We start from the raw sequence: 21337 nt of genomic DNA, 5'->3' as shown, positions 1-21337 counted from the left end.
GTGCCGTAACGGCGTGTCCGGCATACGCGGCTCGCGGCCGGATGCGCGGCATGGCATCGTGTGCCGACGGCGCGCATCGCCACGATCAGCGCGCCGGTGTCCGCCACCATGGGATCGCCGATGAACCGTATTGCCGAAGGCCCGTTCGAGGTCAAGCTCAGCCCGCAACCCTTGCACGAGGAGGCCGTCGGCCTGTTCGGGCGGATGGCGATCGACAAACGCTTCCACGGCGATCTCGACGCCGCCAGCCGCGGCGAGATGCTGGCGGGCGGGACGGCCGTGCAGGGCTCGGCCGGCTATGTCGCGTTCGAGAAAGTGCAGGGCGTGCTCGACGGGCGCCGCGGCAGTTTTCTGCTGTTGCATCGCGGGGTGATGGACCGGGGCGCCGCCGATCTCAGCATCGACGTGGTGCCGGACTCGGGGACCGAGGAATTGCTCGGGCTCAGCGGGCGCATGAGCATCGAGGTGCGCGAAGGCGGGGCGCACTTCTATCGATTCGAGTACGCATTGGCGGACGGCGCCTGACCGACGGCGCGGCACGAAACCCGCCGCGCCGCTCGCCCGGCGCATGCCCCCTTCGAAACGCCAACGACTCCCCCCTTTGAAAAAGGGGGGCAGGGGGGATTTGCTCTTGATCCGCGCCCGCCACTGCCAGCCGGTGCGCTTCGAGTGGCGACGTCGCTAACGAGTTTTCTGCGTCTTCCCTGTCGCGGCTTACGCCGCTCCTACAGAGGGAAGGGACGCGGCTTCGATGAGGGGCGCCGGCTTGGGCTTCTATGCGCGTTCCGTGGTCGCGACTCGCCTCGCTCCTACCCCATGAGTTGGAAGCGGCCGGCTATTCCAGGCTGATGCCGGCCGCCGCGGGGTTGCGATCCTGTAGGGTTTCGCTGGCCTGCGCCCACCAGGCGCGGTGTTCGTCGCTGGCGCAGTAGTCGGCGTAGGACACCGGCGCGATCGTCGCCAGCGAGTAGTCCGGACGGCCTTCGGCCAGCATCGCGCTCATCGCCCGCAGCAGCGGCAGCGACGGCAGCAGGTCTTCGACGAACAGGAACTGTCCGGCCTGGTTGACCTCGAGGAAATGCGCTTCGCCGTCGCCGTCGATAGCCAGGTCGATGCAACCGAACACCAGGCCCAGCTCGCGCATCAGCGCGGCCAGCTTGGTCCGATCGGCGGCGGACAGCTCGCCGGCTTCGGCGCGCAGGCCGCCGACCGCCTGGCGTGCGCGCCAGTCGACCACGCCGTCGTCCTGGGCCGAATGCAGGCGTGCGGCGAAGTAGCGGTCGCCGATCGCGGTCACGCGCAGGTCGCAGCGTTTGTTGACGTAGACCTGGTAGATGCCCGGACAGTGCAGCAGGCTCTGGTCGTCGTCGAGCATCGCCGCTTCGACGATGCGCGCATAGGTGCTGAACATGCGCCCGGTTTCCGCGTCCTGCCAGGTGTGGGTCATGAACGGCTTGTACACGACCCGGCCGTGGCGGGCGACGAAGCGGCGGATCTCGTCGGGGTCGTGCGAGACCAGCGTGGCCGGAAAGCGCAGGCCGCAGCGGTGCGCGGCGCGCAGCTGCACCAGCTTGTTCTCGGCCATCGCCGCGGCCGCGGGACGATTGATCCACAGCCGGTCGGCGCCGGTGTCGGTCAGGGCGTAGAGGTTCTTGAGGAAGCGGCCCCACTCGCCGCGCAGGAAGGGTTCGTCGCTGCGATGGGCGCGCGGGAAGTGTTCGGGGTTGCGCGGCCGGCGGTACCAGATCGCGCCGATGCGTTCGTGGTCGAGCGCGCCGCTGCTGCGCAGGCCCAGGTCGGGGTCGCAGTGCAGCGACATCGGCCCCAGTTCGGACTCGGCCAGCGAGCCGGCCCAGACCGCATCCAGGCCGCTGGCGCGCAGCGCCCAGCGCGCGGCCGAAGCGTGGATGTCGTGGGCCAGCGAGGAAAGGATCAGCGGCGTGCGGAAAGCGGTCATCGGCATGGCGGCGGAAAGATCGGGTTGCGGAAAAACGCACGCCCCGACCAGCGGGGCGTGCGGCGTCATGACGGGTCGCTGAGGTTTCCGCGCGCGTCGCTCGCACGCGAGTCCGCCGCAGCGTGGGTCATGCTCTTTTCATCGACTGAGACGATGCGCGATCAGACCGCGCCGTCGTCCGGATCGCCCGGATCGTCGCCGTTCGGGCCGGTGGCGTGGGTGGTGTCGCCCTTGCCGCCCGAGATCGCGGCGATCTCTTCCAGCGACAGTTCGCGCGCGGCGACGCGGGCGAGCGGACGTACGGCTTCGTTGTTGCGATTCACGTCTTGCTTGCTCATGCAGCGTTCTCCTGAATCGTAGATTGCCAGGAAGATGAAACGCCGTCCCGGCATCGGCGTGGGCATCGATCCTAGCAACTATGAAACACGCGGTTTGCTAATCGTGATCGCAGTTTCACCCTGAATACGCGACAGGTTCGGCAAGGTGTAACGAGATGTTTCAAAGTGTTCGCACACGCCGTCGCGCAGCGACACCACGCGGTCGGTGCTGCGGATGGTGTCGGGACGATGGGCGATGACGATGCGGGTGATGCGCAGCGCGGCGACTTCGCGGTTGATCTCGTGTTCGCGGCCGACGTCGAGGTGGCTGGTGGCTTCGTCCAGCAACAGGATCGAAGGCTGGCGGTACAGCGCGCGCGCCAGCAGCACGCGCTGCTTCTGCCCGCCGGACAGCGACGAGCCCAGGTCGCCTACCAGCGACTCGTAGCCCATCGCCATCGCCGCGATGTCGTCGTGGATGCGCGCGGCGCGCGCGGCGGCCTCGACCCGCTGCGGATCGGCGGCGCTGTCGAAGCCGGCGATGTTCTCGCCGATCGAGCCGGCGAACAGCACGTCCTCCTGCATCACCGCGCCGAAGCGGTCGCGGTAGGGGCCCAGGCCGTAACGATGGATGTCGACGCCGCCGATCAGGATCGCGCCTTCGCTGGGCCGCAGCAGGCCCAGGATCAGCTTGGCCAGGGTGGTCTTGCCGCAGCCGGACGGGCCGACGATGGCGACCGACTCGCCGTCCTCGATCGCGAAGCTGCAGTCGCGCAGGATCCAGGGCTCGTCGTCGGCGTAGCGGAAGCTGACCCCGCGCACCTCGATCCGCGGCGCCGGCGCCGGCCCGGCGTAGTCGGTGTGCACGTGCGGCTCCGGCGGCTCCAGGGCGATGTCGGCGATGCGCTGGCCGTGCAGGCCGAGCAGGCGCAGGTCGACCAGCTTGTCGATCAGGCTGCCGGTGCGGGTCGCGAACAGATCCGCGTAGGCGACGAACACCACCATCATGCCGGCGCTGAAACGGCCTTGCAGGGTCAGCCAGGCGCACAGCCAGATCAACAGCACGCGCTGGGCGCCGAACACCAGCTTGGACAGCGCGCCGAACGCGGCGGTGGTGCGGCCGATCGCCGCCTCGCGGCGGGCGACCTCGACCGCGGCGTTGGCGATCCGCGCGCGCCGCTCTTCCTGCTGGTTGCCGAGCTTGATGGTCTGGATGCCCTGGATCGACTCGATCAACAGGCTCTGCTGTTGCGCGACCTGGATCAGCTGCTCTTCCTTGAGCCGGCGCAGGCGTCGGAACGCCAGCCAGCGCAGGCCGGCGTAGAGCGCGAGCGCCACCAGCACCAGCGCGGTCAGCGACGGGCTGTAGAACAGCAGCAGGCCCAGCACCAGCAAGGCGGTGAGGCCGTCGAGCAGGCTTTCGACGAAGCTGCCGGTGAGGGTCTGCTGGATCGCCTGCACCGAGACGAAGCGCGACATCACCCCGCCGACATGGCGCTTCTCGAAGAAATCCAGCGGCAGGCGCAGCAGATGCCCGAACAGGTTGCTGAGCCATTGCGAGTTGAGGGCGGAACCGAGGTCGGCGATCAGCCAGCCGCGCATCGCGGTCAGCGCCGACTGGAACACGACCACGGCCAGGAAGCCGGCGCCGAGCAGGTGCAGCAGATCGACGTCGGCGGCGACCAGCACCCGGTCCAGCACCCACTGCATCGCCAGCGGCAGCAGCAGGGTGAACGCTTCCAGGCACAGCGCCAGGGCCAGCACCTGGGCGCCGGCGCGGCGCAGACCGTCGATGCGCCCGGCCAGGGCCGACAGGCTCAGCCGGCGGCGTTCGCGCATCGGCGCGAAATCCGCGCGCGGGCTCAGCTCCAGGGCGATGCCGGTGTAATGGCGGCCGAACTCGGCCAGCGACATGGTCACCGCGCCGATCGCCGGATCGTGCAGTTCGACCCGCTCGCCGGCGATCGCCTTGAGCACGACGAAGTGGTTGAGGTCCCAGTGCAGGATGCAGGGCAGGCGCACGCCGGCCAGGTGCTCGATCTCGGCGCGCAACGGCCGGCTGTCCAGGCCGAGCGCGCCGGCGGTCTTGATCAACCGGGCCAGGGTGGCGCCGCGCGGCGAGACCGGAAACCGCCGGCGCAGGCTGGCCAGGTCGAGGTCGTGGCCGTGGTGCGCGGCGATCATCGCCAGGCAGGCCAGGCCGCATTCGGCCAGCTCGTTCTGCTGGATCACCGGCAGCGCGCGCCGGCTCATCGGCGCGCTCCCGCGACGTCGGCCGGCGTCGCCAGGGCCAGCGGCGCGAATACGAACTCGTACAGCCGCCGCCGCTCCAGCACCAGGTCGGCGTCGACCCGCATCTGCGCCTGCAGCGCATGCGCGCCGATCCGCTGCCGGTCCAGCGCGACCAGCACGCGCCAGGCCGGCGCCTCGACCCGCAGACCGCTGCGGGTGCGGATTTCGTCCGGCGACAGCGCGCCGCGCGCGATTTCGACCACCTGGCCGTCGTGCACGCCATAACGCTGATAGGGGAACGCGCGATAGCGCAGACGCACCGCGGTGCCCGGCGCGATCAGGCCGATCGCCCGGTCCGGCACCCACAGTTCGGCCAGCAGCGGCGCCTGCGGCGGCAGCAGATGCAACAGGCGTTGCCCGGGCGCCACCGCCTGGCCTTCGACCAGGGCCAGGCCGGAGACGCGGCCGTCGCGCGGCGCCAGCACCGCCAGGCGGCGCCGGCCTTCGTTGCGCGCATCGTCCTGGGCGACGTCGGCCAACTCGCGTTCGATCCGGTTGCGGCGCTCGCTCAGCCGCAGCGGCAGGCGCTGCCGTTCGGCCTGCGCGTCGGCTTGTTCGCGCAAGGCGTCCAGGCGTTCGCGTTGCGCCGCCTGCACCCGCGCCTGCGCTTCGGCCAGGGTGTCGCGGTACTGCTGCCATTGCACCTCGCTGAGCAGCTTGTCGCCGCGCAGCGGCTCGACCTGCGCGGCCAGGCGCCGCGCCTGTTCGGCCTGTTCCTGGCGCAGCGCGAGCTGGTCTTGGGCCAGGTCGATGCGCCGCTTCGCCGCGGCCAGGCGCTGGTCGAGATTGGCTTGTTCGGTGCCGCGGTCGCGTTCCAGCGCATCGCGGTCGGCGAGCAGGCGCGTGCGTTGTTCGGCCAGGCCGGCGCCGACCGCCGCGCCGATGCCGGCGCGCAGGGCCGGGCTGTCGAGTTCGGTGGAGATCTCCAGCAGCGCCTGGCCGCGCCGCACCGGCTGGCCTTCGGCGACCGTCGCGCGCAGCAGGACGCCGGCGGCGGGCGAGGTCACCGCGAGCAGGCCGTCGCGCGGCACCAGCACGCCCTCGACCCGTTCGGTGCGGGTGTAGCGGCCGAAACCGAACAGCGCGATCAACGACAACAGCAGCGCCATCGCCAGCACCGCCATCGCCGTGCCCAGGCGCGACAACGGCAGCCGGATCCGGCCCAGCCAGCGTTGCCGGCGCGCATCCAGCGCTTCGCGTCGGAACAGGTCGTCGTGCACGCCGGTTCAGTCCGGAACCGGCGACGCGGCGGCGCGGGCGAATGCGGATGAGGGGACGATCACGAGCGCTTGCGTGTCTCCTGCCGCGAAGGGCCGGGCGCTGAGTGTGGGACATCGCGGCGCGCTCTCGCCAGAGCCGCGGCACGATGACGGTCACGGTTTTACAGCCGCGCCCGATCTCACTTCAGTGTCTAGCTTGAGTGTCTCGCTTCAGTGTCCCGGTTCAGTGTCCCGGTTCGGCGTCGCGCGTCAGCGCGTCGCATCGGTCGCGACGCGCCGGCGCGGCCGGGCGCCGAGCGTGATCGCGCGCAGCAGCCACTCCAGCGGGCCGTAAGCGCGGCGCCGCAGCCACCAGCGGCTCAGGCTCGTCTGCGCGCCGAACAGCAGCAGGGCGAAGATCGAGGCCTGCAACGGCGAAACGCGCCCCATCAGGCCCAGGCCATAGCCGCTGAACGCCCAGGCGCAGACCAGCGACTGCAGCAGGTAGTTGGACAGGGCCATGCGTCCGGCCGGCGCCAGCCAGGCGGCGACACGCGCACCGGCGCGGGTGGCGAACGCCGTCATCGCCCAGGCCAGGTAGCCCGCGCTCAGCCAGGGCGCGGTCAATACGCATCCGGCCAGAGCCAACAGTTCCAGCGCGCCGCCGGGCCGCCACACGGCGACGCAGGCGTACGCCGCGGCGGCCGGCAGTCCGCAGCACAGGCCCAGCCAGCGCAGCCGGTGGAGCAACGGCCGATGGGATTCCGGATCGGCGAGCAGCCGGCGGCGTCCGGCGACCAGCCCGCACAGGAACATCGCCAGCGCGCACGGCGCCTGCAGCAGGGCCAGCAGGACCCCGGTCGAGGCCAGTTCGCGGCTGCGCTGGGCGATCACCGCGGCCGCATCGCCGGTGAAGCCGGCCAGGTTGGCCTGCGCCGCCAGCGCGGCCGCGGCCGGATCGGCGGCCGTCCCGTCCCAGGCCGCCAGCGCGGCCAGCGCGGCCCAGCCGGCTGCGGTCAGCAGCAACAAGGCCGCGGCGATGCGCAAGGCCAGCGCCGGCGCCGCCCGCCGCAGCGCCAGCAAGATCAGCCCCAGCACCGCATAGGTGGTGAGGATGTCGCCGTGGAACAACAGCAGGGCATGCGCCAGGCCGATCAGCCACAAGCCGGCCAGGCGGCGCAGCATGCGCGGCACGAAGGCCTGGCCGGCGCGCTGCGCCGAATCCATCTGCAGGGTGAAGCTGTAGCCGAACAGGAACGAGAACAGCAGGTAGAACTTGAGTTCGAATCCGGCCGCCACCAGCCAGCGCACGGCGCGGTCGGCCGCGCCGTCGTAGGCCGGGTCGGCCAGGCCCAGGCCGTAGTAGGGCGAGGCGAACGCGCCGATGTTGACGATCAGGATGCCGAACAGGGCGAAACCGCGCAGCGCATCGAGCTGCTCGATGCGCTGCGCGTCGGTGCGAACGGGGCGGGTCATGGCGGCATCGCGGTGGCGGAGAACGGCGGCGATCGTGCGCGCCGGGGCGGTTCGCCCGCATCGGGCCGGTGCCGGTGCCGACCCGGGACGTTTGGCGGATTCGTCCTGCGCCGAACCTGGAATACTGGCGTCATGAGCGAAACCGCCGCACCCCCGCCGCCGGCCGTCCGCACGCCGGCGCGCGGCTGGTGGAGCGGGCTGTTCTGGAAATGCCTGCTGTGGATGCTGGTCGCGTCGTGGATCAGCACCGCGCTGCTGTCCGGCTTCGGCCTGTACGTGGCCCGCGCCGAACTGCGCCGCGACATGGCGCCGCCGGCCCTGGAAGGCGCGATGCGGCGCGAGCTGCAACGGCTGGGCTCGGTGCCGGCCACCGGCGCGATGTCCGACGAGCAATGCGAGGCGGTGCTGCAGGCGCTGCTGGTGCGCATCGTCGGCATGGACACGCCGGAGTGGATGGCGCTGTACAGCTTCGCCGGCAGCACTCACGACGGCCGCATCGCGATCCGCTACCGCGACCGCAACGGCCGCCGCTGCGCCTATCCGGCGCTGATCGATCCGCCGCTGGCCCGCGCCCTGGGCGAGGCCGAGCGCGACGCGGTGGCGACGCGCGAGTCCACCCCGCGCAGGCACGAGCGCCAGGGCGACTGGATCACCGCGGTGGCGGTGCCGGTGGGCATGGACGGCGCCGCGACCCTGACCGTCGGCCAGCACGTCGGCGGCTCGCTGGCCAGCTTCATCCGCATGGACTCCGGCGACTTCGAGGGCATCGCCCTGTACCTGGCGGTGATCAGCGCGATGTCGGCGGTCGCGGTGGCGACCCTGCTGACCCGCCGCTTCCGCCATGCCGAACGCGCCGCCGACGCCTGGGCCGCGGGCCAGCTCGACGCCCGGATCCACGACCCGGGCCGCGACGAATTCGGCCGCCTGTCGCAGCGCTTCGACCGCATGGCCGACGGGCTCGGCGAGCTGATCCAGGTGCGCCAGGCGCTGGCGGTCTCGGAAGAACGCAATCGCCTGGCGCGCGACCTGCACGACACCGCCAAGCAGCGCAGCTTCGCCCTCGGCCTGCAGCTGAGCGTGCTCGACCACCTGGCCGGCCGAGACGGCCAGCGCGACCCGCGCCAGGACACCCTGATCAAGGCCGCGCTGGGCCTGACCGGCCAGTTGCAGCGCGACCTCGCCGACGTGATCCAGCGCTTCTCCGCGCCGACCGTGGCCGAGCAAGGCCTGCGCAAGGCCCTGGAGGACACCTGCGAGCACCTGCTCGCCGGCAGCGAGATCGAGTGGCGGCTGTTGCTCGACGACGAGGCCGAGCGCGGCCTGGCCGGATGGCCGCAGCACGCCGGCCAGTTGCTGCTGATCGCCACCGAAGCGGTGTCCAACAGCCTGCGCCACAGCGGCGCGCGCCGGATCGAGATCGTGCTCAACCGCGCCGGCTCGCGCTACGGCTGGACCGTGCAGGACGACGGCTGCGGCTTCGTCGCCGACGAGCGCGACCGCGGCATGGGCCTGGCCAACATGCGCCTGCGCGCGCGCGGCCTGCCGGGCGGACGCTTCCGCCTGGCCAGTTCTTCCAGCGGCACGGTGGTGACCGTGTCCTTCAACCTGGAATCGCAAGGAGTTCCGGCATGAGTACGACCGTGTTGCTGGCCGACGATCACGACGTGGTACGCAAGGGCATCCGCAGCCTGCTGATGCTGACCGACGACTTCGAGGTGGTCGGCGAGGCCGGCGGCGGCGCCGAGGCGATCGAGCTGGCGCGCGAGCTGGCGCCGGACCTGATCGTGATCGACCTGATGATGCCCGACGTCGACGGGGTCGAGGCGATCCGGGCGATCAAGGTGCTGAGCCCGCGCAGCGCGATCGCTGTGCTGACCTCCACCGACCAGGACGACCTGGCCTTCGCCGCGATCGAGGCCGGCGCGCAGTCGCTGCTGTTCAAGAGCATGCTCGGCGACGAGCTGCTGGCGACCCTGCGCCGGATCGCCGCCGGCGAAGCGGTGATCCATCCCTTCGTCGCCCAGCGCATCCTCAAGGCGGTGCGGCGCAAGCGCGAGCCGCGCGAGGATCCCTTCGCCTGCCTGACCGAGCGCGAGCTGGACGTGCTGCGCAAACTGGCCGAAGGCGGCAGCAACGCGCGCATCGCCGCGGCGTTGAACATCGGCGAGAAGACGGTGAAGTCCCATCTGGGCAACGTGCTGGCCAAGCTGCATCTGGCCGACCGCACCGAGGCGGTGGCGTTCGCCTGGCGACGCGGACTGATGCACGCCGAATACGACGGCGACTGAGCGTCGAAGGCGGCGCCATGCGACCGCGTCGTTGCGCGCGTGACGAAAGTCATGTGCGCTCCGCGCCCATGTGACGGTAGGGTGATACGCGCATCTTCGCGTTAGTGAAGATGCCGGTCGCCCTGCGCGACTTCGAACGGAGCGGCGCGCCGAACGCGCCGATGCCGACTACCAGGACGAGGCGCTTGCGCGCCGGTACGACAGCGGGCGTCGCTAGGCGGCGCCCATTCGACACGATAGGAGATCACTGCAAGATGCAAGGCGATATTCGCACTACCCGCGCCACGGACGGGCGCTCCTCGCGCGGCGCGCAGCCGCGCTCGCTGCTGTCCCTCGCCATCCTCGGCGGCCTGCTCGCCGCCGCCGCACCGGCCGCCGCGCAAAGCGCGATGGGCCAGCTCGGCAACCCCGACAGCTGGCGCAGCGCCGAATTCGAGGCCGATTGGGGCCTGGCCGCGATCAACGCCCAGTACGCCTATGCGCGCGGCCTGACCGGCAAGGGCGTCCGCCTGGGCGTCTACGACAGCGGCACCGTCTTCGCTCATCCCGAGTTCGCCGGCAAGGACCACCGCGCCGTGCTGATGGCCGACCGTCTCGCCGACGGCAGCCTGTGCACCAACACCACCCTGGTCACCGGCGCCAACGCCTGCTTCACTTCGCGCGGCGATCAGGCCCAGATCACCTACGTCGGCTTCAACGCCAACGTACCGCAGCAGATCCGCGACATCATCATGGCCGGCCCCTACGTGCAGCCGGGCTGGGAGTTCAACACCCACGGCACTCACGTCGGCGGCACCATCGCCGCCAATCGCGACGGCAAGGGCATGCACGGCGTGGCCTTCGGCGCCGACCTGACCGCGGCCAAGTGGTCGTTCAACAGCGCGCGCGAATGGCAGCGCACCGCGACCGGCTACAGCGTGGTCAGCCTGACCCGGGTCGGTCCGGAAGACGAGACCGTCGCCGGCATGTACCGCGACATGAACGACCAGGGCGTGCGCGCGCTGAACCACAGCTGGGGCCTGGCCACCGAGCCGAACACTCTGGCCCAGCTCGACGGCTACCTGTTCGACCCGGACAACGCCTCGTACTTCGATGTCTTCGCCCGCGGCTCGCTGGACAAGGGCATGCTGCAGGTGTGGGCGGCGGGCAATCACGGCGTCGCCGGCGTGACCCCGCAGACCGCGCCGCAGGCCGGCCTGTACGCCAGCCTGCCGCGCGGCCGTCCCGACCTGGAGCCGTACTGGCTGACCGTGGTCAACGTCAACAAGGACCTGGTGCTGAGCGCTTCGTCGATGCGCTGCGCGCAGGCGGCCAACTGGTGCGTGGCCGCGCCGGGTTCGGTGATCAACTCCACCGTGCTCGGCGGCGACGACACCCTGGCCGGCGGCCTGGTGCGCAACCCCGACGGCACGATTTCGTTCGAAGTCACCGCCGGCACGCCGACCCACGAGTACGGCAACCTCAGCGGCACCTCGATGGCCACCCCGCACGTGGTCGGCTCGCTCGGCCTGCTGATGGAACGCTTCCCCTACCTGGCCAACACCCAGGTGCGCGACGTGCTGCTGACCACCGCCACCGATCTGGGCGCGCCCGGCATCGACGACGTCTACGGCTGGGGCCTGGTCAATCTGAAGAAGGCCATCGACGGCCCGGGTCAGATGCGCGTCGACACCGAGGTGGTCATGGACCGTCCGGGCGGCGGCGCCAAGGTCTGGGACGGCAAGGCCTGGGACGACTGGCGCAACGACATCGGCGGCAGCGGCAAGCTGACCAAGTCCGGCGCCGGCTGGCTGCGCCTGAGCGGCAACAACAGCTTCGGCGGCCTCGTCGTCAAGCAGGGCGTGCTCGAGCTGACCGGCAACAACGCCTACGCGGCGCAGGTCGAAAGCGGCACCCTGGTGGTCAACGGCACCCTGACCACGGCCCAGCTGCCGGTACTGGCCAAGGGCGGCCTCGGCGGCAGCGGCCGCATCGTCGGCAACGTGCGCCTCGACGGCGCGCTGTCGCCGGGCAATTCGATCGGCACCCTGACCGTGCAGGGCGACTACGTGCAGGGCGCCGGCGGCAGCTACGTCGCCGAACTCTCGGCCGGCGGTCAGTCCGACCGCCTCGACGTGACCGGCCGCGCCAGCCTCGACGGCAAGCTGATCGTGCTGCATGCGCCGGGCCAGTACCTGCTCGGCCAGAACTTCAACATCCTCAACGCCGCCGGCGGCGTCGTCGGCCAGTTCGCCTCGGTCGACCAGACCGCGTTCTCGCCGTTCCTGAAGTTCGGCCTCAGCTACGCCGCCAATGCGGTGTCGGTCGACGTGACCCGCGGCGCTTCGCTGGCGACCGCGGCGCAGACCGAGAACCAGCGCGCGGCCGCGGCCGCCGCCGATCGCCTGGCGGTCGGGCAGGGCATTCCGCAGCCGCTGACCCAGCTGTTCCCGGCGCAGGCGCTGGTCGCGCTGGGCTCGCTCAGCGGCGAGAGCCACGCCAGCCTGCGTTCGATCCTGGTCGACGACGGTCGCCACGTGCGCGATGCGGCGTTGAACCGCGCCCGTGCCGGTCGCGGCGCGTTCGCTGCCTACAGCGCCGAGGGCGGGGCTCAGGGCGCCTGGATCGAACTGCTGAAGTCCGGCGGCACCCTCGATGGCGACGGCAACGCCGCGCGCAACGAGTACAACGGTTCGGCGACCCTGGTCGGTTACGACTACCGCTTCGACGGCGGCTGGCGCATCGGCGTGCTCGCCGGCAGCGGCCGCACCGACAGCGACTCCAACCGCAACGACAAGGGCCGCGTCGACACCCGCCACCTGGGCCTGTACGCGGGACAGAACTGGGGCGCGTTCGGCCTCAGCGCCGGCCTGAGCTTCGCCCGCCACGACATCGACCTGGACCGCCGGATCGGCTTCAACGGCTTCGTCGACCGCACCCGCGCTTCGTACGATGCCGACAGCCAGCAGGCCTTCGTCGAAGGCGGCTACCGCCTGGCGCGCGGTGCGTGGGAATTCGAGCCCTACGCCCAGTTCGCCCAGGTGCGGGTCGACAGCGACCGCTTCCAGGAAGACGGCGGCGCGGCGGCGTTGAGCGGCCGCAGCGGCGAAAGCCGGGTCAACCTGTCGACGCTCGGCGTGCGTTTCAACGTCAACCTCAAGGGTTCGCAGCAGGACGACAGCTGGCTGAGCCTGCGCGGCGGCATCGGCCGTCGCCACGCCAGCGGCGACCTGCGTCCGGAGGTCGACGTGGCCTGGCGCGGCGGCGAAGCGTTCCGTATCCACGGCGCGCCTTTGGCCGACAACGCGACCCTGGTCGAAACCGGCGTCGCCGCACGCCTGAGCGCCAACAGCCTGCTCGAGCTGCACTACGCCGGCCAGTTCGCCGACGAGGCGCGCGACCACGGCATCAACGCGCGCTACTCGCTGCGGTTCTGACGCGGAGGGCGAGGGGATCGGGCCGACTCGATGCCTTCGTCCCTTTTCCGCCGATGAGGCGATCCAGGCAGAACGCACCGGCCTTCGGGCCGGTGCGTTTTGTTTTTGGCCTAGGTCGCGGGTGGGGAGAAGCGAAGCCAAAGCCAAAGCCAAAGCCAAAGCAAATCCCCCCTGCCCCCCTTTTTCAAAGGGGGGAGGCGACCGGACCGATTTGCAGCCGTCCTATGTCGATCGCTTTTTGCTGTTCCCCCCTTTGAAAAAGGGGGGCAGGGGGGATTTGCTCTTTCCGCACTGAAACCGTCCACGGCACGCCGGCGCACTCGCCCCGCATGCCCGCATCGGCGATGATGAACCCCCGGCACGACAGGCGTTGCGTCGCAGGCCGGCGACCCCGATCTCACCCGGAGATGCCCATGTTCGAGCTGTCGTCGTTACTGGCTTTCGTCGGCCTGGCCCTGGTGATGGTGCTGACGCCGGGGCCGAACATGGTCTACCTGGTCTCGCGTTCGATCTGCCAGGGCCGCCAGGCGGGGTTGGTGTCGTTGGCCGGGGTGGCGGTCGGCTTCCTGTTCTATCTGTTTGCCGCTGCGTTCGGCATCACCGCGCTGCTGTTCGCCGTGCCCTATGCCTACGACGCGCTGCGCATCGGCGGCGCCGCCTACCTGCTGTGGATGGCCTGGCAGGCGGTGCGCCCGGGCGGGCGCTCGCCGTTCCAGGTCCGCGACCTGCCGCCGGACAGCACCCGTCGCTTGTTCGTCATGGGCCTGCTGACCAGCCTGCTCAATCCCAAGGTGGCGATGTTCTACCTGGCCCTGTTGCCGCAGTTCATCGACCCGCAGCGCAACGTGATGCTGCAGTCGCTGGCGCTGGGTTGCGTGCAGATCGCGGTCAGCGTCAGCGTCAACGCGCTGATCGTCGCCGGCGCCGGCGCGATCGCCGCGTTCCTGGCCGGGCGGCCGCGCTGGATCGCGGCGCAGCGCTGGGTGATGGGCGGGGTGTTGTCGGGCCTGGCCCTGCGCATGGCGGCCGACGCGCGCCGCTGAACCGCCGGCCGCGTGCCGGCGGGCAGGCGCTCGAACGCCGGCGATTTTGTCCCCGCGACCCGAAACCGGCGCGCTTCAGGGTGCGCGGCCGGCGGCCTGGTCGCGCGCGCGCTGGATGATCGCCCGCACCTGGGCGCGGTCGCGGTGGCGCGAGATCGCGATCGCGCCGAGCGCCAGCGCGCGCTCGCGCATCGGCGCGTTGACGTCGTAATGGCAGCCGCTGGCCTTGTTCTGGAACGACACCCGCGGCTTGCCCAGGCGCTGGGCGAAGGCGTGCAGCTCGTCGAGGGTGTCGGCCATCAAATGCGCCCAGCGCTCGCCGCGCCAGGGCCAGACGGCATCGTCGACGTACACGGCCACGGTGGGGCTCCCTGCAATGCGGACGTCGCGCGGCGGCGACAGGATGCGCCCAGTATCCGACAATCGGCCGATCGCGAGCGACCCCCGCCGTTCGCCGGAGTCGCCATGCAACTGTCGGCCATCCACCACGTCGCCCTGATCTGTTCGGACTACCCGCGCTCCAAGCGCTTCTACACCCAGGTGCTGGGCCTGCGTCCGCTGGCCGAGGTCTACCGCGAGGCCAGGCGCTCCTACAAGCTCGACCTGGCCCTGCCCGACGGCGGCCAGATCGAACTGTTCTCGTTCCCGGATCCGCCGCCGCGGCCGTCCTATCCGGAGGCCTGCGGCCTGCGCCACCTGGCCTTCGCGGTCGCCGATCTCGACGCCTGCGTGGCCGAGCTGCAGGCGCATGCGGTCGCGGTCGAGCCGGTGCGGGTCGACGAGTACACCGGTCGACGTTTCACGTTCTGCGCCGACCCGGACGGCCTGCCGATCGAGTTCTACGAGCGCTGATCCTAGCCGCGCGCGACCGCGTGACCCTGCGCGCGCCAGGCCTCGAAGCCGCCGGCCAGCGGCCGCACCCGCTTGAAGCCGCGCCGCCGCAGCGCGCGCGCCAGGGTCGCCGCCGAGGCCTCGTTGGGACAATCGCAATACACCACGACCTCGTCGCGCGGCGCCACGCCGACGTCGTCGAGCGAGGCGACGAACACCGCGCCGGGGATCCAGCCGGCGGCATCGCGCTGCTGGTGCGAGCGCACGTCGAGGATCAGCGGGCCGGCGCCGTCTTCCAGCAAGCGATACAGTTCGCCGGCCGAGATCCGCGCCATCCGCAACTCGCGCAGGAACAGCTGACGCTTGAGCAGCTTGTAGCCGACGAAGGCGGCGATCGCGGCCAGGATCGCCAGCAACCCGTAGCGGCCGGCCGTCTCCAGGCCGGCCAGCACCTGATTGACGGCGCGATGGAACACCGCGCCGATCGCCACCGCGACGCCGGCCCACAACAGCGCGCCGAGGCCGTCGTAGAAGGCGAAGCGGCGCGCGCCGGTGCCGGTTTCGCCGGCCAGGGTGGTGGCGACCGCGGCGAAGCCGGGCACGAACTTAGCCACGATCAGCGACGGCGCGCCCCAGCGTGCGTACACGCCTCGGGTCATCAGGATGCACGAGTCCGGCGACAGCGAGACCTTGCACATCAGCCGCAGCAGGGCGGCGCCGAGGCGGCGCCCGCCCAGGTACCAGAGGCTGTCGGCGAGCAGGGCGGCAAGCGCGGCGATCAGCACGATCGGCCACAAGGGCTGGTGCTGGTCGACCGCGATCGCCGAGGCGACGATGATCGGCGGATAGGCCGGTACCGGCAGCCCGCCCTGGTCGAGCAGCACGCTGACGAAGACCACGAGCAGGCCGTAGGTCTGGATCAGGTGCAGCAGGGTGTCCATCGGGCGATTCCGGGCGGGGCGGACGCCAGTCTCGGCCGGCGCCGGCGGCGGCGCAATCGCTTCGCGGCGACGCAGTGTTGCGGCAGCGTTCGGGCGCCTACTGCGCCGGCGGCGCGCGCCACGGCGAACGACCGCCGCCCGCGCGCATGAGGCGCCGATGCCGTCGTGCCCACCGGCGGGCGCGCCGGCAACTTCGCGTCCGTGAACCCGCTCGCGCAAATCCGTTGCGCTATGTCCGGCGCCTACGCTGCCGCGTAACATCGCCGGCCGCACAATGCCGGGGTCCGCCCGATCCGCGGGCGGCGTCCGCGGAGCCGCCGATGCGCCTGGAAGGCAGCCAGGAAACCTTGCTGATCACCTTGTACGCCAAGGCGATGGACAACCGCGCCACGCCGTCGATCCTGCGCGACGGCCTGGCCGACGACCTGATCCGGCGCGTCGACTACGACTTCGCCCGTTTCCGCCTGCGCCCGGTCGACATCCGCGGCATCGCTCTGCGCGCGCGGGTCATCGACGGCTGGACCCGCGCCGCGCTGCAGTCGCGCGCCGACACCCTGGTCCTGCATCTGGCCTGCGGACTGGACTCGCGCGTGTTCCGGGTCGAACCGGGCGTGGAGGTCGACTGGATCGACCTGGATTTTCCCGAAGTGATCCGCTTGCGGCAGGAACTGCTGCCGCAGCGCGCCGGCCGTTACCGCACGCTGCCGATCAACGTCATGGAGCCGGACTGGATCGCGCGCCTGGACGGCGACCGGCCGGTGCTGGTGATCGCCGAAGGCCTGTTTCCCTACCTCGACGAAGACCGCGCGCGCGAACTGGTGCGCCGGCTGATCGAGGCGTTCCCGCACGGCGGCCAATTGCTGTGCGACGTCTACAGCCCGCTGGCGCTGCGCCTGTTGCGCAAGGCGCCGATGATCCGCGCCACCCAGGCGCGGATCGGCGACTGGGCGCAGACCGACCTGGGCCGCTGGCATCCGCGGCTGCAGTTCGTCGACGAGCCGCGGGTATCGGAGTTGCCGGAGATCGCCGCGCTGCCGCCGGCGCAGCGTTGGCCGTTCGCGCTGTACGACCGCTGGGTCTGGCTGCGCCGCCTCGGCCGGGTGGTGCGTTACCGGTTCTGAGCCCGCGCTTAGGCGCTTAGGGGTAAGGGCGACGCGAACCGCGACCAACCGCAGCGACGTGCGCGAGCGCTGCAGCCGCAACCGCATAGCCGATGCTTCGAGGGCATGGGGCTGCGCGGCTTCGGAGCCAGCGTGGTATCGCCGCGCTGCGGTTGGTCGCGACTCGCGTCGCTGCTACCCCTGCGTCGCGGGCTCGGCCAGCGCCGGATCGGGCTTGCGGAAGGCGATGGCGAGCCGGTTCCAGGCGTTCATCGCAATCGCCGCGTAGGTCAGCGCGACCAGATCCTGGTCGGCGAATTGCGCGCGCGCTTCGGCATAGGCGTCGTCCGAGGGATGCGCGCGGTTGACGTCGGTGACCGCCTCGGCCCAGCGCAGCGCGGCGCGCTCGCGGGCGCTGAACGGGCCTTCCGCCCAGACCCGCAGCAGATGCAGCCGGCGGTGGCTTTCGCCGCGCGCGACCGCTTCCTCGGTGTGCAGGCGGATGCAGTAGGCGCAGCCGTTGATCTGCGAGACGCGGACGTTGACCAGGTCGATCAGCGTGCGCTCCAGGCCGCTGTGGTCGACGTAGCGCTGCAGGCCGGCGAGCGCGCGGGTGCCTTGCGGGTCGACGGCGTTGTAATCCAGGCGGGCGGACATCGGTGGTTCCTTGAGGAGGCATCGGGGGATGCGGCCGGATCAGGCTAGGATGTTCGTCGATGAAATACATTCCGCAAGTAATGCAAGCTGGGTTTGCATGAACGAACAATCCCTGGCCTGGGACGACTACCGGTTCCTGCTCGCCATCGGCCGCGCCGGTTCGCTCAACGGCGCCGCCAAGCGGTTGGGCGTGAGCCATCCCACGGTGTTCCGCCGGATCAACGCGATCGAGCGCCGCCTCGGCGCGCGCCTGTTCGAACGCGCCCGCGACGGCTACACGCCGACGCCGGCCGGCGACGAGGTGATCGCGGTCGCGGCCGAGATCGAGACCCGCATCGGCGAGACCGAGCGCCGTCTCGCCGGCGCGGATGCGCGACCGAGCGGGCGGATCCGGGTGACCACGGTCGAGCCGCTGCTGCACGGGCTGCTGCTGCCGTTGCTGGCGAAGTTCCGCCGCGATCATCCCGGCATCGTCATCGAGCTGTACGCCGACAACGCCGTGCGCGACCTCGGCCGGCGCGAGGCCGACGTCGCCCTGCGTCCCGGCGGACAGCCGCCGGAGGGGTTGATCGGGCGCCGCCTGGCGCGCATCGCGGTCGCCGTGTATCGGGCGCGCAACCTGCGCCTGCGCGGCGGCGCCGAGGCCCTGGACCGCGCCGACTGGGTGGTGCCGGACGGCAGCCTGGCGCATATCGCGATGGCGCAGTGGCTGCGCCGGCAGGGCTACGACCAGCGCGCGGCGCTGCGCGCCGACAGCCTGCTGGCCCTGCGCGAAGCGGCGGCGAGCGCGATCGGCCTGGCCGTGCTTCCGTGCTACCTCGGCGATGCCGACCGGCGCCTGGCGCGGGTCGGCGCGCCGATCGACGGCCTGGGTTCCGACTTGTGGCTGCTCAGCCACCCGGACCTGCGCCGCAACGCCCGCGTCCGCGCCTTCAGCGACGCCATGCGCGAGGGCTTCGCCGGTTTGCGGACGAGGCTGGACGGGGCCGGGGACGGAGCGGATTAAGCGGGCTTGATCCCCTGCGTCCCTTGCGGGCCGGGACAACGGCAAGGCCTGCGCTCAGCCGATGCCGAGAATGGCTGCGACGCAAGGCGGCCTTTCCAGGCGCCGAGACCGGACGGAAACGGCCGGAATCGCGTTGCCTATCCGTTTACTCACGGAAGTCCACTGTTTCTTTTGAAACTTGTGACTCGTAGCACACATGATTCGGAAAATTCCTACACGCTTAGGAGGACTCCGACGACGGTTTCTTGTTCACGCACGACGCATCTTTGATCTGCACGACGGCACCCGGATCCAGACCCGCTGCAAGCGGGCAATCCCCCAGACCGAGCCGGTCGCTTTTCACAAGGATGAGCCATGTTTCGCGTCGAACTGAAGCAACGTGATGGCAGCGACGATCAGGCGCTGGCGGTAGCGGTAGCCGAGATCGCGCAGGAATACCGCAGCCCGGAAGCGGCGCTGCGCGCGGTGTTGCCGCAGGCGCGCAAATACGCCGCGCACGCACCGCAGGGCTTGTGGCTGCATGTCGTCGACGACGAGTCGCGACCCGTGTTTGGCACGTTGGTTCCCTAGGGCCGGCGTGCGGTTTGCGCCGCCCGGCCGACAGGGAGTCTGGCCGGGCGGCGCGGGCCTCCTGTTGCCGGATTCGAGATTCGAGATTGGGGATTCGGGATTCGAAGACCGAAGCCCGGGCGCCTGTCGGTGTGCATTTGCTGCCTGGCCGCACGCGCAGCCCCACCCCTGTAGGAGCGGCGTGAGCCGCGACCGTAATCCGACGAACCCAACGGCTGACGATGGCGTCGTAATCGAAATGGCGTGGTCGCAAACCCCAGGATTGGGCGTCACGGGCCTGGAGTGGCGACATTGCCGCCGACTCAAGCCACCGGCGCATCGATCCAACCGCACGCGACCGCCAGCGCCAGGTCTTCTGGCGTGTCGAGATCGTGCTGCAGCTCCGGTGCCCGCAACCGCCACACCGCATCGGCGGGCAGCCGTCGCAGGGCGGCGCCGAAGCCGCGGTCGCCGTGCAGTTGCGCGGCTTCGCGCCACAACGCCGGCGACAGCACGGCCGGTACGCCCAGGGCCGGCGCGATCGCGGTGCCCGGAATCCGCGGTGTGTTCGGCCTTCTCGCCGCGATCGCTGCGATCTGCGCGTCGGCCGCCGCCACGACTGAGGCCGAACCGACCCTCGAGTCGAGTGCGAACTCTTTGCCATGCACCGTCGCTGCGCATCCGCTGGCCGCGGTCGCCGCGCCGTGCAGCAGCCGCTGCAGGTGATCGGCTTCTAATGCCGGCTGATCGCAACCGAGCACCAACACCGCGGCCGCATCTGCGCCCAGCGCGCGCGCGGCGCAGCGCAGGCTGCCGGCCAAACCGTCCGCCCAGTCGGGATTGAGCACGCATTCCAGATCCAGGCCGAACAAGGCCACGGCCATGGTGTCGGGTTCGGCGCCGAGCACGACCAGGGTGCGCGCCGCGCCGCTGGCCAGGGCCAGGCGCGCGCTGCGGCGCAGCAGCGGTTCGCCGGCGCGGGTCAGCAATTGCTTGGGCCGGCCCAGGCGCCGGCTGCCGCCGGCAGCGAGCACCACCGCCACATGCGCCATCGCTCAGTCTCCGCCGTGGCGGTGGCGCTGCAGTTGCGCGGCCACGCTCAGCGCGATCGCTTCCGGGCCGTGGCCGCCCAGCGGCAAACCGATCGGCGCGTGCAGGCGCGGGCGCAGCGAATCGCGCGCGCTGGCCGGCAGCACCCGGAACAGATCGTCGCGCCGCGCCGCCGGGCCGAGCAGGCCGACGAAGCCGATCGCCTGGCCGCCGGGGCTGTCGCCCAGGTGCTCCAGGGCTTCGCGGTCGAGTTCGAAATGGTGGTGCATGACCACCGCCGCGTCGTGCGGACGGGTCACGGCCAAGGCCTGCGCCGGGCTGCGTTCGATCGCATGATCGGCCAGCGCGGCCAGGCCGGCCCAGCGCGGCCGGCGTTCGACCAGGCTGGTCATCCAGCCCAGGGTGCGCAGCAGCGGCAGCAGCGCCGGCGTTTCCGGGCCGGCGCCGAGCACCAGCACCGACGGCGGCGCGGCGATCTCCAGCGACCAGGCCGCCGTCGCGCCGCCGGCCCAGGGCGGCGTGTTGACCGGGAGAGTCCAGCGCAAGCGCTCGTCGCCGACCGCGGCGCGCAGCGCGCCGTCGCCGCGGATCTCCAGGCGCAGGTCGCCATGGCCGCGGCGCCATTCGTCGACCAGCACCGGCCAGTCGCGCAAGCCGGCCAGCGGCAGCAGGGCCAGGCGCAGGCGGCCGCGGCAGCCGACCGCGGAGCCGGCGAACAGGTCTTCGTCGTGGCGGGTATCGATCTCCAGCCAGTCGATGCCCTGGCTGAGCGCGACTTCCTGCGCGCGCAGCTCGATCTCCGGCTCGATGCAGCCGCCGCTGAGCCAGCCGACCTGACCGCCGCGGGCGCCGAACAAGGCCATCGCCGCCGGGCGGACATAGGTCGAGCCCTGGGTTTCCAGCACCACCGCCAGCGCCGCGGGATCGCCGCGCGCGGCCGCCGCGGCGCTGGCTTCGAGCACCGCGCGCGCGCCGCCGGGCGCGCTGCGCTGCGGGATCGTCGGGTCCGGCGAATCGGCCATGCGGAGCTCGCGCAGACGGAGTTGGCCGAGTCTAGAACGATCTGCGCGCCGGCCGCACGCGGCTCGGCGATGCTGCGCCGCGGCAGGCAGTTTTGGGCAAGCGCGGCCCGCGCGCGCGGAGCCTGCGCCGATGCGCGTTGGGCCGCGCCGCGGCCGTCCACCCTTCCGGCCGAGGCCGATCCGACGCGCAGAA

At 71.4% G+C, this 21337-nt stretch carries 19 protein-coding genes; 9 read left to right on the top strand and 10 right to left on the bottom strand.

Going from position 1 to position 21337, the window contains the following annotated elements; all coding sequences use genetic code 11:
• Window positions 1-60: 60 nt before the first annotated feature.
• Window positions 61-525, top strand: a complete 465-nt coding sequence (locus K4L06_RS03900; RefSeq protein WP_343225723.1) for a DUF3224 domain-containing protein — start codon at window positions 61-63, stop codon at window positions 523-525.
• 310 nt (window positions 526-835) lie between these two features.
• On the opposite strand, the gene K4L06_RS03895 is transcribed toward K4L06_RS03900, so the two are convergent.
• The 5 genes from K4L06_RS03895 to K4L06_RS03875 all read right to left on the bottom strand — a co-directional run bounded on the left by K4L06_RS03895 (window position 836) and on the right by K4L06_RS03875 (window position 7241).
• Complete coding sequence (locus tag K4L06_RS03895; RefSeq protein ID WP_221670143.1) at window positions 836-1963, bottom strand: hypothetical protein; 1128 nt, start codon at window positions 1961-1963, stop codon at window positions 836-838.
• Window positions 1964-2118: 155 nt separating this feature from the next.
• Complete coding sequence (locus K4L06_RS03890; protein WP_221670142.1) at window positions 2119-2295, bottom strand: U32 family peptidase; 177 nt, start codon at window positions 2293-2295, stop codon at window positions 2119-2121.
• A gap of 78 nt (window positions 2296-2373) precedes the next feature.
• A complete protein-coding gene (locus tag K4L06_RS03885) occupies window positions 2374-4527 on the bottom strand; it encodes a peptidase domain-containing ABC transporter (protein WP_221670141.1) in 2154 nt (717 codons plus the stop codon).
• Window positions 4524-5786, bottom strand: coding sequence for an HlyD family efflux transporter periplasmic adaptor subunit (locus K4L06_RS03880; RefSeq protein ID WP_221670140.1), 1263 nt, complete (start codon window positions 5784-5786; stop codon window positions 4524-4526). Before K4L06_RS03880 ends, K4L06_RS03885 begins: the two co-directional genes overlap by 4 nt.
• Before the next feature lie 249 nt (window positions 5787-6035).
• A complete protein-coding gene (locus K4L06_RS03875) occupies window positions 6036-7241 on the bottom strand; it encodes a DUF418 domain-containing protein (protein WP_221670139.1) in 1206 nt (401 codons plus the stop codon).
• Between the two features lie 132 nt (window positions 7242-7373).
• On the opposite strand from K4L06_RS03875, the gene K4L06_RS03870 reads away from it, so the two are divergent.
• The 4 genes from K4L06_RS03870 (at window position 7374) to K4L06_RS03855 (ending at window position 13988) form a co-directional block, all read left to right on the top strand.
• Entirely contained in the window at window positions 7374-8873 is a 1500-nt protein-coding gene (locus K4L06_RS03870) for a HAMP domain-containing protein (protein ID WP_221670138.1), read from the top strand.
• Window positions 8870-9529, top strand: a complete 660-nt coding sequence (locus K4L06_RS03865; protein WP_221670137.1) for a response regulator transcription factor — start codon at window positions 8870-8872, stop codon at window positions 9527-9529. Before K4L06_RS03870 ends, K4L06_RS03865 begins: the two co-directional genes overlap by 4 nt.
• Window positions 9530-9783: 254 nt before the next feature.
• Complete coding sequence (locus K4L06_RS03860; RefSeq protein ID WP_221670136.1) at window positions 9784-12945, top strand: autotransporter domain-containing protein; 3162 nt, start codon at window positions 9784-9786, stop codon at window positions 12943-12945.
• 413 nt (window positions 12946-13358) lie between these two features.
• The gene (locus tag K4L06_RS03855; RefSeq protein WP_221670135.1) at window positions 13359-13988 is read left to right on the top strand and encodes a LysE family translocator; all 630 of its coding nucleotides are present in this window, start codon (window positions 13359-13361) and stop codon (window positions 13986-13988) included.
• A 75-nt stretch (window positions 13989-14063) separates the two neighbouring features.
• Here the strand turns inward: K4L06_RS03855 and K4L06_RS03850 are convergent, their stop codons facing one another.
• Window positions 14064-14348, bottom strand: coding sequence for a DUF4031 domain-containing protein (locus tag K4L06_RS03850; RefSeq protein WP_221670134.1), 285 nt, complete (start codon window positions 14346-14348; stop codon window positions 14064-14066).
• Between the two features lie 105 nt (window positions 14349-14453).
• Here K4L06_RS03850 and K4L06_RS03845 point away from each other — a divergent pair, with 105 nt between their 5' ends.
• Window positions 14454-14840 (top strand): VOC family protein, encoded by a 387-nt coding sequence (locus K4L06_RS03845; RefSeq protein ID WP_221670133.1) that lies wholly within the window; start codon window positions 14454-14456, stop codon window positions 14838-14840.
• A gap of 2 nt (window positions 14841-14842) precedes the next feature.
• On the opposite strand, the gene K4L06_RS03840 is transcribed toward K4L06_RS03845, so the two are convergent.
• Window positions 14843-15760, bottom strand: a complete 918-nt coding sequence (locus K4L06_RS03840) for a DedA family protein/thiosulfate sulfurtransferase GlpE (protein ID WP_221670132.1) — start codon at window positions 15758-15760, stop codon at window positions 14843-14845.
• A gap of 320 nt (window positions 15761-16080) precedes the next feature.
• Between K4L06_RS03840 and K4L06_RS03835 the strand changes: the two genes are divergently transcribed.
• Window positions 16081-16881 carry a class I SAM-dependent methyltransferase gene (locus tag K4L06_RS03835; RefSeq protein ID WP_221670131.1) on the top strand — a complete coding sequence of 267 codons (801 nt, stop codon included), beginning with the start codon at window positions 16081-16083 and terminating at the stop codon, window positions 16879-16881.
• Window positions 16882-17055: 174 nt separating this feature from the next.
• Here K4L06_RS03835 and K4L06_RS03830 read toward each other — a convergent pair whose 3' ends face one another.
• Complete coding sequence (locus K4L06_RS03830; protein WP_221670130.1) at window positions 17056-17517, bottom strand: carboxymuconolactone decarboxylase family protein; 462 nt, start codon at window positions 17515-17517, stop codon at window positions 17056-17058.
• A 97-nt stretch (window positions 17518-17614) separates the two neighbouring features.
• On the opposite strand from K4L06_RS03830, the gene K4L06_RS03825 reads away from it, so the two are divergent.
• On the top strand, window positions 17615-18523 hold the full coding sequence (locus K4L06_RS03825) for a LysR family transcriptional regulator (RefSeq protein ID WP_221670129.1): 909 nt from the start codon (window positions 17615-17617) through the stop codon (window positions 18521-18523).
• Window positions 18524-18877: 354 nt separating this feature from the next.
• Complete coding sequence (locus K4L06_RS03820) at window positions 18878-19093, top strand: hypothetical protein (protein WP_221670128.1); 216 nt, start codon at window positions 18878-18880, stop codon at window positions 19091-19093.
• Window positions 19094-19395: 302 nt separating this feature from the next.
• On the opposite strand, the gene K4L06_RS03815 is transcribed toward K4L06_RS03820, so the two are convergent.
• Together K4L06_RS03815 and K4L06_RS03810 are read right to left on the bottom strand one after the other, a co-directional pair.
• On the bottom strand, window positions 19396-20124 hold the full coding sequence (locus tag K4L06_RS03815; protein WP_221670127.1) for a nucleotidyltransferase family protein: 729 nt from the start codon (window positions 20122-20124) through the stop codon (window positions 19396-19398).
• Window positions 20125-20127: 3 nt separating this feature from the next.
• Entirely contained in the window at window positions 20128-21144 is a 1017-nt protein-coding gene (locus tag K4L06_RS03810) for an XdhC/CoxI family protein (protein WP_221670126.1), read from the bottom strand.
• Window positions 21145-21337 lie beyond the last annotated feature (193 nt).

The organism is Lysobacter sp. BMK333-48F3 (genome assembly GCF_019733395.1).
In the GTDB taxonomy this organism is placed as follows: Bacteria; Pseudomonadota; Gammaproteobacteria; order Xanthomonadales; family Xanthomonadaceae; genus Lysobacter.
The sequence above is the reverse complement of the archived record's forward strand: the minus strand, read 5'-3'. Positions and strand labels throughout refer to the sequence as shown.

Excerpts from the sequence above, each read along its gene's own strand:
- K4L06_RS03895 (WP_221670143.1), bottom strand. The coding sequence starts at position 1,963 with ATGCCGATGACCGCTTTCCGCACGCCGCTGATCCTTTCCTCGCTGGCC.
- K4L06_RS03890 (WP_221670142.1), bottom strand. The coding sequence starts at position 2,295 with ATGAGCAAGCAAGACGTGAATCGCAACAACGAAGCCGTACGTCCGCTC.
- K4L06_RS03885 (WP_221670141.1), bottom strand. The coding sequence starts at position 4,527 with ATGAGCCGGCGCGCGCTGCCGGTGATCCAGCAGAACGAGCTGGCCGAA.
- K4L06_RS03875 (WP_221670139.1), bottom strand. The coding sequence starts at position 7,241 with ATGACCCGCCCCGTTCGCACCGACGCGCAGCGCATCGAGCAGCTCGAT.
- K4L06_RS03870 (WP_221670138.1), top strand. The coding sequence starts at position 7,374 with ATGAGCGAAACCGCCGCACCCCCGCCGCCGGCCGTCCGCACGCCGGCG.
- K4L06_RS03865 (WP_221670137.1), top strand. The coding sequence starts at position 8,870 with ATGAGTACGACCGTGTTGCTGGCCGACGATCACGACGTGGTACGCAAG.
- K4L06_RS03860 (WP_221670136.1), top strand. The coding sequence starts at position 9,784 with ATGCAAGGCGATATTCGCACTACCCGCGCCACGGACGGGCGCTCCTCG.
- K4L06_RS03855 (WP_221670135.1), top strand. The coding sequence starts at position 13,359 with ATGTTCGAGCTGTCGTCGTTACTGGCTTTCGTCGGCCTGGCCCTGGTG.
- K4L06_RS03845 (WP_221670133.1), top strand. The coding sequence starts at position 14,454 with ATGCAACTGTCGGCCATCCACCACGTCGCCCTGATCTGTTCGGACTAC.
- K4L06_RS03840 (WP_221670132.1), bottom strand. The coding sequence starts at position 15,760 with ATGGACACCCTGCTGCACCTGATCCAGACCTACGGCCTGCTCGTGGTC.
- K4L06_RS03835 (WP_221670131.1), top strand. The coding sequence starts at position 16,081 with ATGCGCCTGGAAGGCAGCCAGGAAACCTTGCTGATCACCTTGTACGCC.
- K4L06_RS03830 (WP_221670130.1), bottom strand. The coding sequence starts at position 17,517 with ATGTCCGCCCGCCTGGATTACAACGCCGTCGACCCGCAAGGCACCCGC.
- K4L06_RS03825 (WP_221670129.1), top strand. The coding sequence starts at position 17,615 with ATGAACGAACAATCCCTGGCCTGGGACGACTACCGGTTCCTGCTCGCC.
- K4L06_RS03820 (WP_221670128.1), top strand. The coding sequence starts at position 18,878 with ATGTTTCGCGTCGAACTGAAGCAACGTGATGGCAGCGACGATCAGGCG.
- K4L06_RS03815 (WP_221670127.1), bottom strand. The coding sequence starts at position 20,124 with ATGGCGCATGTGGCGGTGGTGCTCGCTGCCGGCGGCAGCCGGCGCCTG.
- K4L06_RS03810 (WP_221670126.1), bottom strand. The coding sequence starts at position 21,144 with ATGGCCGATTCGCCGGACCCGACGATCCCGCAGCGCAGCGCGCCCGGC.